The sequence below is a fragment of the Providencia sp. M-27 genome, from assembly GCF_011077905.1.
GTDB classification, from domain to species: Bacteria; Pseudomonadota; Gammaproteobacteria; order Enterobacterales; family Enterobacteriaceae; genus Providencia; species Providencia huaxiensis.
In genome coordinates this window covers 1-12,215 of sequence record NZ_JAALBT010000014.1, presented here as the reverse complement: position 1 = coordinate 12,215, position 12,215 = coordinate 1, and the positions used below count along the sequence as shown (strand labels likewise).

9 protein-coding genes and 1 other annotated feature are annotated in these 12,215 nt (G+C 40.0%); of the genes, 6 read left to right on the top strand and 3 right to left on the bottom strand.

The genetic code is table 11. The annotated features are described in order from the left end of the window. Nucleotides 1–397: 397 nt before the first annotated feature. From G6Q48_RS17005 to G6Q48_RS16995, 3 genes are all read left to right on the top strand, one after another. Nucleotides 398–1,492, top strand: a complete 1,095-nt coding sequence (locus tag G6Q48_RS17005; protein WP_102139727.1) for a 3-deoxy-7-phosphoheptulonate synthase — start codon at nt 398–400, stop codon at nt 1,490–1,492. A gap of 13 nt (nt 1,493–1,505) precedes the next feature. Next, a complete protein-coding gene (gene tyrA, locus G6Q48_RS17000; RefSeq protein WP_102139726.1) occupies nt 1,506–2,627 on the top strand; it encodes a bifunctional chorismate mutase/prephenate dehydrogenase in 1,122 nt (373 codons plus the stop codon). 313 nt (nt 2,628–2,940) lie between these two features. Then, nucleotides 2,941–4,509 (top strand): methyl-accepting chemotaxis protein, encoded by a 1,569-nt coding sequence (locus tag G6Q48_RS16995; protein WP_166267715.1) that lies wholly within the window; start codon nt 2,941–2,943, stop codon nt 4,507–4,509. 48 nt (nt 4,510–4,557) lie between these two features. Here G6Q48_RS16995 and pheA read toward each other — a convergent pair whose 3' ends face one another. The 3 genes from pheA to bamD all read right to left on the bottom strand — a co-directional run bounded on the left by pheA (nt 4,558) and on the right by bamD (nt 7,394). Beyond that, complete coding sequence (pheA, locus tag G6Q48_RS16990) at nt 4,558–5,730, bottom strand: bifunctional chorismate mutase/prephenate dehydratase (RefSeq protein WP_102139724.1); 1,173 nt, start codon at nt 5,728–5,730, stop codon at nt 4,558–4,560. A 26-nt stretch (nt 5,731–5,756) separates the two neighbouring features. After that, nucleotides 5,757–5,874 (bottom strand) — a sequence feature (Phe leader region). A gap of 140 nt (nt 5,875–6,014) precedes the next feature. Continuing rightward, on the bottom strand, nt 6,015–6,347 hold the full coding sequence (gene raiA, locus G6Q48_RS16985; protein WP_102139723.1) for a ribosome-associated translation inhibitor RaiA: 333 nt from the start codon (nt 6,345–6,347) through the stop codon (nt 6,015–6,017). Between the two features lie 315 nt (nt 6,348–6,662). Continuing rightward, nucleotides 6,663–7,394: an outer membrane protein assembly factor BamD gene (gene bamD, locus G6Q48_RS16980; protein WP_102139722.1), complete on the bottom strand. Its 732-nt coding sequence runs from the start codon at nt 7,392–7,394 to the stop codon at nt 6,663–6,665. Between the two features lie 137 nt (nt 7,395–7,531). Here bamD and rluD point away from each other — a divergent pair, with 137 nt between their 5' ends. From rluD to clpB, 3 genes are all read left to right on the top strand, one after another. Continuing rightward, the gene (gene rluD, locus G6Q48_RS16975; protein ID WP_102139721.1) at nt 7,532–8,509 is read left to right on the top strand and encodes a 23S rRNA pseudouridine(1911/1915/1917) synthase RluD; all 978 of its coding nucleotides are present in this window, start codon (nt 7,532–7,534) and stop codon (nt 8,507–8,509) included. Continuing rightward, the gene (gene yfiH / locus G6Q48_RS16970; protein WP_102139720.1) at nt 8,509–9,243 is read left to right on the top strand and encodes a purine nucleoside phosphorylase YfiH; all 735 of its coding nucleotides are present in this window, start codon (nt 8,509–8,511) and stop codon (nt 9,241–9,243) included. Before rluD ends, yfiH begins: the two co-directional genes overlap by 1 nt. Before the next feature lie 123 nt (nt 9,244–9,366). Further along, complete coding sequence (gene clpB, locus G6Q48_RS16965; protein ID WP_102139719.1) at nt 9,367–11,940, top strand: ATP-dependent chaperone ClpB; 2,574 nt, start codon at nt 9,367–9,369, stop codon at nt 11,938–11,940. Nucleotides 11,941–12,215 lie beyond the last annotated feature (275 nt).

The following is a 12,215-nucleotide window of genomic DNA, read 5'->3' as shown; positions in this document are numbered from 1 at the left end:
ACTGAGAAAATCTATTTCAAGTTGTAGCCGTGTTGGCTTCGTTCAGCCATACAGGTCACATACTGATGTATGCTCCCTGCGATGTCCTTACTTTGCCGCCTTGCTACAACTCGAACTATTTAGAATATAGCTGAGAGATTAACCTCTTAATCTGTAAATAAATATTTACTAAAAATCAGTATCGAACACTAATTTAAATATTATAAATGTTAATTTTATGTGAATTTTCATATTTATCAATTTATTACTTGGATGTAAATATTTATTTACATACATGGAAATATTTTACATAAATGGATTGAATTGTTTACGATGCATGGTATGTTATTACTCATGCACTCAAACACAATACGTAAATAATAAACTAAGCAAATATAAGCTAATAAGTAGGTAAAAAATGATCATGCAAAAAGATGTACTCAACAACGTGAATATTCAAGACGAGCAGGTATTAATCACTCCTGAGAGTCTGAAAGCAAAATATCCGCTGAGTAACAGCAGCCTGCATGCCATTGCGACATCGCGTCAAGTGATTGCTGATATCATTCATCAACGCGACCCTCGCTTACTCGTGGTATGTGGTCCTTGCTCAATCCATGATGTGGATGCTGCGATTGAATATGGTGAGCGTTTGAAAGTATTAGCCGAAGAATTAAGTGATAGCTTATATATTGTGATGCGTGTGTATTTTGAAAAACCTCGTACAACAGTGGGTTGGAAAGGCTTGATTAGTGACCCATTTATGGATGGCTCCTTTGAAATGGAAAAAGGCCTACATATTGCTCGTGACTTGTTGACTAATTTAGTGAATATGGGCCTACCATTAGCAACAGAAGCACTGGATCCTAACAATCCTCAATATTTAGGGGATCTATTCAGTTGGTCTGCAATTGGTGCAAGAACGACTGAATCACAAACACACCGTGAAATGGCATCAGGCTTATCTATGCCTGTTGGTTTTAAAAATGGGACCGATGGTAGCTTATCTACAGCAATTAATGCGTTAAAAGCAGCAGCAATGCCACACCGTTTTATGGGAATTAACCAATCGGGCCAAGTTTGTTTATTGCATACTAAAGGCAATAGTAATGGGCATGTTATTTTACGTGGTGGAAAAACGCCTAATTACAATGCTGAAGATATCGCGGCTTGTGAAGTGGAAATGAAAAAAGCAGGTTTAGCGCCATCGCTTATGGTGGATTGTAGCCATGGAAACTCAAATAAAGATTACCGCCGTCAACCATTAGTTGTTGATTCTATTATTGAACAAATTATTAATGGTAATGAATCAATTACAGGTATTATGTTAGAAAGCCATATTAATGAAGGGAATCAAACATCTGAACAAGCCCGTGACGCAATGAAATACGGTGTTTCAGTAACAGATGCCTGCATTAACTGGCAAACGACGGAAACGGTATTGCGTAATTTACATCAGGCATTGTTACCTGTGCTTGAACAACGTGCGCAAAAATTGAGTAAAGTGAGCTGATCAAGGTATTGGTATGTCTGTTGAGTTAACCCATTTACGGGAACAAATTGATGAAGTTGATAAATCTTTATTAGATTTATTAGCAAAAAGGCTGCAACTGGTTGCTGAAGTCGGTGAAGTGAAAAGCTTACATGGTTTACCGATTTATGTGCCTGAACGAGAAACAAGCATGTTGGCAGCACGTCGCGCAGAAGCTGAGCGTATGGGGATCCCGCCTGATCTGATTGAAGATATTCTTAGGCGGATCATGCGCGAATCTTATGCACGTGAAAATGATAAAGGGTTTAAAACACTGAACCCATCAGCAGGCCCCATTGTGATTGTTGGTGGTGATGGGAAAATGGGACGGCTATTTCATCGTCTCCTTAACTTATCAGGCTACCAAGTAAAGACCTTAAATGAAGGTGATTGGCCGCAAGCAGAATCTATAGTAGCAGGTGCTAGCATCGTGATGATTAGTGTGCCAATACATTTGACGGTACAAGTCATCAACCAACTGCCTAGGCTGGATAAAAGCACGGTCTTGATGGATATTGCATCGATTAAGCAACAGCCATTAGAAGCGATGTTAGCAGCCCATGATGGGCCAGTACTTGGGCTTCACCCGATGTTTGGCCCTGATATTGGTAGTGTTGCAAAGCAAGTTTTTGCTTACTGTAATGGCCGTAGTTCAGAGGCTTATCAATGGTTCCTTGAACAACTATTAGTTTGGGGAGCTCGTTTGAAAGAAATATCAGCCGAAGAGCATGATAGAAACATGAGCTTTATTCAGGCATTACGCCACTTTACAACATTTACTTACGGGCGAAATCTTGCTGAGGAAAATATCGATTTACAGCAATTGCTTGATTTATCATCGCCTATTTATCGCTTAGAGCTTGCGATGGTTGGGCGTCTATTTGCCCAAGACCCTCAACTATATGCAGACATTATTATGTCTTCAAATGAAAATGTTGAATTGATACGTAGATATCATCAGTTATTAGGTGATTCAATAGCACTACTAGAGAACAAAGATAAAGCAGAATTTATTCGCCAATTTAATCAAGTTAGTCAGTGGTTCGGCGAAGATGCCCATCATTTTATGAAAGAAAGCCAATCATTATTGCAACGAGCAAATGATAATCGAAAATAATCATCTCCACCCTCTATCGTGTTTTATGGCGGTAGGGGGCTTTAATTTTTGTTGATTTATTATTATCTTCCATAGTCTTCTGTTTTAGCTAATCTTGTCTATATATTTATTTAAAATAAGCAATTGTACTTATATGTATAATTTCTATCGAATAATATGCCACTTAGCCAAAAATTAAATTTATTCACTATTTAATTCTAAATTAATCGATTTATAAAATTAATATTTATAAATCGATCGATTTATGTGATAAAGATTTCATCTATTTTATCGATAACTCTACTCATTAAATGATGGTTAGCGTGGTAAATATATGTTTTTTAAAAATCTTAAAATCAGTATGAAGTTAACGGTCGCATTTGGTAGTTTTGTTGCGCTTATTATCCTGAGTTCACTCTTTTCTTTAGCCAATATGAATCGAGCTAATGATGGCATGAAACAAGTCCTGTATGAAAGTTATCCTATTGCCTCTACCGCAGGACAAATGATGGATAACTTTTATTCTTTTATAGGGATCCAAGAGCTAATTTTACTTGATGATCGTGGTAGTGATAAACGCAGAGAAGAGTTGGCAAAAATTACATTAAAAATTAATGAATTGATGGAAAGCTTAGAAAATAACGTTACAGATGATCGCTCTAAAGAAGTCTTGGCTGATTTGCGTGTTATTCGCCAACAGTTTCATTCATCAATTACTCGCATCAATACCTTTTTATCAGAGAATAATCGCCAAGCTGCTATTGATGAAATGATGACGAAAACTTCGAGTATTCAACGTGATTATAGAGATCAAATTCAAACTTTAATGGCAATTCAAGATTTGCAGATGCAAGAGATTGGCCGGAAAGTTAATGCAGACTATGAAAGTAATAAAATATTACTAGCAGTGCTATCAATCTTGAGTATTGGCGCGGGCTGCATAATGGGTTGGTATATTACGACAATTATTACAAGGCCATTGGAAAATGCAGTCAATTTCGCTCAGTCAATTGCAAATGGGGATCTGACTAAGGATATTCAGGTTACCTCAAAAGATGAAACAGGAGTGTTATTAAATTCACTTAATGCGATGAAAGAGCACCTACTAGAAATCGTTCAAGAGGTTCAGCAAGGTTCTGAAAGTATTTCGGCAGCAGCAGGGCAGATTGTTGCGGGGAACCAAAACCTGGCCGCGCGCACCGAAGAGCAAGCTGCATCAGTTGAAGAAACAGCCAGTTCAATGGAACAAATCACTTCAACGGTTCAAAACACGACTGAACACACTCATGAAGCCAGTATGCTTGCAGACCAAGCTGCGATTATTGTGCAAAATAATGGTGACATGATGAGCCAAGTCACGAACAAAATGCGTACAATCAATGGTTCATCATCACAGATGACAGAAATTATTAATCTAATCGACTCGATTGCATTCCAAACCAATATTTTAGCATTGAACGCATCCGTTGAAGCGGCAAGAGCCGGTGAACATGGGCGAGGCTTTGCCGTTGTTGCTGGAGAAGTGAGATTATTAGCGCAAAAAAGTGCCGCTTCCGCGAGTGATATTCGTGTGTTGATTGAAAATTCATCGGCACAAACACAAGAAGGCATGGAACTTGTTGAAAAAGCAACTCAACAAATACATGGCATGGTTGATAGTGTAAAAGAGATGAATGCGTTATTACGTGAAATTGGGCAGGCTAGCCGTGAGCAAAGCGATGGGATTTCTCAAATCAATAGTGCGGTCGGGCAGCTTGATTTAACTACACAGCAAAATGCGAGTCTAGTTGAAGAATCTGTTGTCGCAGCGGACTCATTAAATGAACAGGCGTACCATTTGAAGGAGCTAGTCAATTATTTCAGAGTGAAACCGTCGACTCACCAACCTGAAGTGAGAGTATAGTTTCAGTTTAATAGGCTGCACTGAAAAATGCAGCCTAACTATATCTTATTAAGGTGTAATTTTTTCAGGTTCAACAGGAACCACATTTTCGGATGGGTAGCAGCCTAATATTTTAATTGACCTAGTAATTGTTGAAAGCTCTCTTAAAGCTTGTTGCATATTATCTGAACGTAAGTTTGCATGCACATCGACATAAAACATCTCTTCCCACGGTTTTCCATTAATTGGGCGTGATTCTAATTTGCTCATAATTATCTTATTATTTTTCAAAATAACTAATGCATCAACTAAAGCACCGGCTTGTTGGCCAGTAGTAAGAAGCAGTGTTGTTTTTGCAGGAACTTGTTCTGTGACTTCAATTGCTTGTGGTGCAACAACAATAAAGCGAGTCATATTAATTTGCTGATTAGCAAGGTTATGCTCTATTACACTTAAATCATATAGTGCGCCACCAGCTTCACTTCCAAGAGCTGCGACACTTGGTGAGTTTTGGTCTGCGACCATTTGCATTGCAGTTGATGTGCTATCACAATATTTTATTTCCCAGTGTGGGAATTGCGCTAAGTACTGGCTACATTGCTGGAAAGGCTGTGGATGGCTATAAACGGTTTTGATCTGACTGAGATCGGTATTTCCTGTAGTTAAGAGACAATGGTTAATTGGGAGCCGAATCTCTCCGACGATTGATAATGACGTATTTTGCAGTAAATCGTAAACATCGTTAATTGCGCCCGAACTGGTGTTTTCTATTGGCAAAATACCATATTCCGCTTGTCCATTTTCAACTAATGAAAAAATATCTTGGAATTTGTGGCAACTGCATTCAACCAATTGGTCAAAATGACGGGCTGAGTACTGGCGTGCAGCAATGTGTGAATAAGAGCCTTTAGGCCCTAAGAACGCAAACCGGGCAGTGTCACTAGGGGTTAAATTTAAATGCTTTTGTAAAATTGCCTGTTGTGTAAGAACGGAGTCCTCAATAATCATTTGAAATAAGCGAGTAATATAAAAGCCATCAAGCCCTAGAGGTTTGCCTTTGTTAATTAAAACATCCAAAAGCTGGCGTTCACGGTCTTTATCACGAATTGGGCGGCTATCATCAATTTTTGTTTCCGCAACTTCAACAGCATAACCACGGCGCTTTGCTAAAAGATTGAGTAACTCACTATCCAGTTGGCTTATTTTTTCTCTTACTTTCAATAAATTAGTGCTGTTTTCCATTCTGCCCACCCTGTTAATATTATGATATAAAAAAAGCCCCCTAGAGGGGGCTTTTTAATTTTGTCTTCTTTTCTTTCTCGAACGACAAAAGCCCCTAATTAGGAGTTGCTAAAGAAGAAAAAGAAAACAAAATTAAGATTCATATGAATACCTTTAATCAGATTCAATTTAAATAAACCCGATACTCACTAAGAAGTCAATAGGTAAGGATCAGAAACATAAAAAAACGCGCCCATAGTGAGCGCGTTTGTAAGGTTCAAGATTAGTTGATAGATAATATAAAATTATAACGTAACAGTATTATTCGCTTCTTTTACACTATTATATGCTCTTCTTGATTCTCCTTTGTGTTGCACTTTATTGAGTTGTCTTTCGAGTTTGTTAATTAGTTCATTAATTGCAACGTACATATCTTCATGTTTGGCACTTGCGACCAATTTTCCTGTCGCTGTTTTTATGTTGGCATCAACCATAAAACCTTGTGGCTCTTTTGATAATACAATATGGGTATTTATCAGGGATACTTGCCACTTGTCGAGTTTTGTTAGACGGCTCTCAATGTGCTCACGAATCGCTGGGGTAATGTCCATTTGCTTGCTAGTAATGTTCACTATCATATAGTTACCTCTCATTGTTTCCGTCTTTGTTGAGTTCAGAATACCTATTCTTGCTAAGAAAAAATTGATGTAGATCACATCTCATTCAGGGGAAGAGTAACAGCAATCTGAAGTGTGATTTCACATAAAAAAGGGGTGAAAAAGCATTGCCAAAATGAATGGATTAAGGGACACTGATTGGGTTGGCTAGGGGAACGGTAAATAGCCGGAGCTTTTTTTGGGTTAAAATTAGTCCCTTAAATGAGCAAGCAACTAAATCGCCGCTAGCAAAGAAAAACAGCAGCCTTGGCTGCTGTTTTAGATCTCACGATGTTATTATTGTGGGTTTGCAGCAATAATACTCGCAACTTTATTCGCTTCTTGGTTTAGCCCCATCTCATTATAAGCAATTTCCATGTATGCTAAGGCATTACGTGTTGCTTCTGTGTCTGGGTAGTCTTTTAGCATTTGTTGAACACGATTAACAACCGCGACATAAGCACCGCGTTTGTTGTAGTATTCGACAACAGAAAGGTCGAATTTCGCTAAACGGTCTTTCAAGAAGACTAATCGCTTACTCGCATCATTTGAGTATAAGCTGTTAGGATAGTAGCGAACTAGCTGACTGAAATCTTTGAATGCAACTCGTGCATGCTGTGGGTCTCTGTCTGAGCGGTCGATACCAAAAAGGCCTTGCAATAAGCTATCATCCAGAGCCATTGCGGTTAAGCCTCGCATATAGAGGACATAATCAATATTTGGATGAGTTGGGTTCAAACGCATGAAACGGTCAATCGCAGCTATCGCCATTGGCAGTTCTGCTGATTTATAATATGCATAAATCAGGTCTAATTGAACCTGTTGAGCATATGGACCAAATGGATAACGGTTATCAAGAGCTTCAAATTGTTTAATCGCTGCTTTAAAATTGCCGTCCTGTAATTTTTGCTGACCCGTTGCATATATTTCAGCAGGGGAGCTATCAGGGCTGACTTCAGGAGTGCTGGAACAGCCGACTAAAATCAGGCTCAACGTGGCTGCAGCCACCAGATTTTTCATACGTATCATCACGTGTAGGTTATCCTCTGAGTGTTTCGAGGGAGTCTATCCATAAGGCTCCCGGCAAAATTCGAGTTACAATAGCATATATTTTAAATGAAACGGCGCTGCCGTCAAAATACAAACACCAAAAAGTAGATTAATTTATGGCTCAACAAGTACAACTTAGTGCAACTATCGCTGAATCACAGCTTGGTCAACGTTTAGATCAGGCTTTGGCCGAATTGTTCCCTGATTATTCACGTTCTCGCATAAAAGAATGGATTTTAGCTGATAGAGTGCAGGTTAATGGCAAAGTTATCAATAAGCCAAAAGAAAAAGTTTTCGGCAGTGAACAAATTTTAATCGATGCCCTCATTGAAGAAGATAATCGCTGGGAACCACAAGATATCCCACTTAATGTGATTTATGAAGATGAAGATATCTTAATTATTAATAAACCGCGTGATTTAGTTGTTCACCCTGGTGCAGGGAACCCTGATGGCACAATTTTGAATGCGTTGTTATATCGCTATCCTGAAATTGCAGATGTGCCAAGAGCCGGTATTGTTCATCGTTTAGATAAAGACACCACTGGCTTAATGGTTGTAGCAAAAACAGTTCCTGCTCAAACCCACCTCGTCGAAGCATTGCAACGTAGAGAAATTACGCGTGAATATGAAGCGGTTGCAGTAGGCCGTATGACTGCGGGGGGCATGGTAGAAGAACCTATCTCTCGTCATCCAACTAAAAGAACGCATATGGCTGTTCATCCAATGGGGAAACCTGCGGTAACGCATTATCGAATAATGGAGCACTTTAGAGCCCATACTCGGTTACGTTTACGTCTGGAAACGGGGAGAACCCACCAAATCCGTGTCCATATGGCCCATATCAATCATCCATTAATTGGTGACCCTTTATACGGTGGCCGTCCGCGTCCATTAAAAGGGGCGACAGAAGAATTTCTGGAAGTGATGCGTAATTTTGATAGGCAAGCACTGCACGCCACCATGTTACGCTTATATCACCCAATTTCAGGTATTCAAATGGAGTGGCATGCACCGTTACCTGATGATATGGTTAAGCTTATTGAAGCTCTAAAAGCAGATACTGAACTGCATAAAGACGATATGGACTGGTAATGAATACATTGATTTTCCCTGATTGGCCACAACCTAACAACATAGCGAGCTGTAGTACAACGCGTGCAGGTGGTGTGAGCCTACCACCTTTTGATAGCTTGAATTTAGGTGATCATGTTGGGGATATCCCCAATGCCGTCAGTGAAAATCGTCAGCGCCTTGAAAAACTTGCTCAGCTGCCACAACAGCCTGTTTGGCTTGAGCAAGTTCATGGGACGGATGTGCTCAATCTTGTTGGTAAGAAAGTTCACAATAGGCAAGCAGATGCCGTGTATAGCAATCAGGTAGGGCAAGTTTGCGCTATTATGACTGCGGATTGCTTGCCTGTGTTATTTACTAATCAAGCAGGAACGGAAGTGGCAGCAGCCCACGCAGGGTGGCGCGGGCTATGTCATGGGGTTCTTGAAAATACAATCAATCAGTTTATTAGTCCTGCAAATGAAATTATCGCTTGGCTTGGCCCCGCTATTGGTGCTGAAAAATTTGAAGTTGGTAAAGAAGTCAAAGAGGCTTTTGTTAATCAATCATCTGATTTAGCCTCTGCCTTTATTCCTTATAATGATAAATATCTAGCTGATATTTATTTATTAGCACGTAAAAAACTACAGGCTGCTGGCGTAACGAAGGTCTATGGTGGTGATTTTTGTACAGTAACAGATAAAAACAGATTTTTTTCCTATCGAAGGGAAGGAAAAACCGGCAGGATGGCATCATTAATATGGATAAATACCTAGCGTTGGTGTTTTGTTCTAAATTAACGGATATAACAGAAATAATTCCTTGCGAAACTTGAATATTTAATAACTGACCTCATCTAGTATCCAGTAGCAAATTTAATCTCATTTATTGGAGGTGTTATGCGTCTGGACCGTTTAACGAATAAATTCCAGCAAGCTCTCGCTGACGCCCAATCACTAGCCCTTGGGCGCGAAAACCAGTTTATCGAACCTATTCATCTATTAAGTGCCCTTTTTAATCAAGAGGGTGGCACAGTTCGTCCATTGCTGACGACGTTAGGCGTGAATGCCGTACAATTTCAGCAAAAAGTCGAAGATGCATTAGGGCGTTTACCTCAAGTGCAAGGTGTAGCGGGCGATGTTCAACCATCAAGTGACTTAATGCGTCATTTGAATTTATGTGATCAGTTGGCACAAAAGCACGGAGATGAGTTTATCTCCTCAGAATTATTTCTTGTCGCAGCTTTAGAAGCCAATACGACATTAGCAGACATGCTCAAAGCTGCTGGTGTTAATAAAGATAATTTAAAAAAGGCAATAGAACAGATGCGTGGTGGAGAAAAAGTGAATGACCAAAGCGCTGAAGACCAGCGCCAAGCCTTGAAAAAATACACTGTTGATTTAACCGAACGTGCAGAGCAAGGCAAATTAGACCCAGTGATTGGTCGAGATGAAGAAATTCGTCGGACCATTCAAGTACTGCAACGCCGTACTAAAAATAACCCAGTGCTGATTGGTGAGCCAGGTGTTGGTAAAACAGCAATTGTTGAAGGGTTAGCACAACGTATTGTAAATGGTGAAATACCAGAAGGGCTAAAAAACAAACGCGTATTATCCCTGGATATGGGGGCGCTGATTGCGGGTGCGAAATATCGTGGTGAGTTTGAAGAGCGTTTGAAAGCGGTTCTAAATGATCTTGCCAAACAGGAAGGTAACGTCATTCTGTTTATTGATGAGTTACACACCATGGTTGGTGCAGGTAAAGCCGATGGTGCGATGGATGCGGGTAATATGTTAAAACCGGCTCTAGCTCGCGGTGAATTACACTGTGTTGGTGCAACCACATTAGATGAATACCGTCAATACATTGAGAAAGACCCTGCTTTAGAGCGTCGTTTCCAGAAAGTGTATGTGGCAGAGCCATCTGTTGAAGACACAATTGCCATTTTACGTGGTTTAAAAGAGCGTTATGAATTGCATCACCACGTACAGATAACAGACCCAGCGATTGTGGCGGCAGCAACGTTATCACATCGGTATATTACTGACCGTATGTTACCTGATAAAGCAATTGACTTGATTGATGAAGCGGGTGCAAGTTTACGTATGCAAATGGATTCGAAACCAGAATCCTTGGATAGGCTGGAACGTCGTATTATTCAGCTCAAACTTGAACAGCAAGCGCTGAAAAAAGAATCGGATGACGCAAGTAAAAAACGTCTTGAAATGTTAGAAGAAGAGCTTGCAGAGAAAGAGCGTGAATATTCTGCGTTAGAAGAAGAATGGAAAGCTGAAAAAGCATCATTAACGGGTACTCAGCATATTAAAGCTGAACTTGAAAATACACGTATCGAGATGGAAAAAGCACGCCGTATGGGTGATTTGGCAAAAATGTCCGAATTGCAATACGGTAAAATTCCAGAATTGGAAAAACAGCTGGAAGCAGCAACGAAAGCTGAAGGTAAAAGCATGAAACTGTTACGTAACAAAGTAACAGATGTTGAAATTGCTGAAATCTTAGCGCGTTGGACTGGTATCCCAGTATCTCGAATGCTAGAAAGCGAAAGAGAAAAACTGTTACGCATGGAACAGCAACTCCATCAGCGTGTTATTGGGCAAGATGAAGCGGTCGTTGCAGTATCGAATGCAATTCGTCGTAGCCGTGCAGGGTTATCAGACCCAAATCGCCCAATTGGCTCGTTTATGTTTTTAGGGCCAACAGGGGTAGGTAAAACTGAGTTGTGTAAAGCGTTAGCAAACTTCATGTTTGATAGCGATGATGCAATGGTTCGTATCGACATGTCTGAATTTATGGAAAAACATGCGGTGTCGCGTTTAGTGGGCGCACCTCCAGGTTATGTCGGTTATGAAGAAGGTGGGTATTTAACCGAAGCTATTCGACGTCGTCCATATTCCGTCATTTTATTGGATGAAGTTGAGAAAGCACACCCTGATGTTTTCAACATTTTATTGCAAGTGCTTGATGATGGACGCTTAACGGATGGGCAAGGTAGAACGGTAGACTTCCGTAATACGGTGATCATTATGACATCTAACTTGGGTTCTGACTTAATCCAAGAAAGGTTTGGCATGATTGGTTATTCAGAAATGAAAGATATGGTGATGGAAGTGGTATCTCATAGTTTCAGGCCTGAATTCATTAACCGTATCGATGAAGTCGTTGTATTCCATCCATTAGGTAAAGAGCAAATTACGAATATTGCTAATATTCAACTGGCTCGTTTATACAAACGTCTTGAAGAGCACGGCTATGAAGTCAGCGCAACACCAGCTGCACTTGAGAAAATTGGGGAGGCTGGTTTTGACCCAATCTTCGGAGCAAGGCCATTGAAACGTGCAATTCAGCAGGAAATTGAAAACCCTCTGGCACAAGAAATCTTGTCAGGTAGGTTATTGCCAGGTAAACCAGTCATTTTAGATGTAGAAAATGACGAAATTGTTGCTAAACAGTAATTGATATTATTGTAGAATCAAAAGGTGGCTATCATTAGCCACCTTTTTTATATCAAATTACGTATAAAACTGCTTTTTTTGTTTGAGAATTGGTCGTAAAGTATAAAATGTAGTCACTTGAAAGTTTTTTTCAAAAAAACACTTGCCAGATTTTTCTGACTCCCTATAATGCGCCACCACTGACCGGGAACAAGACAACGCAAAGCGCGATGAACACTGAAACGGCAGCGAGAGATTCTGAAAAGAAAAAGCAAAAAATTGCTTGACTCTCACGG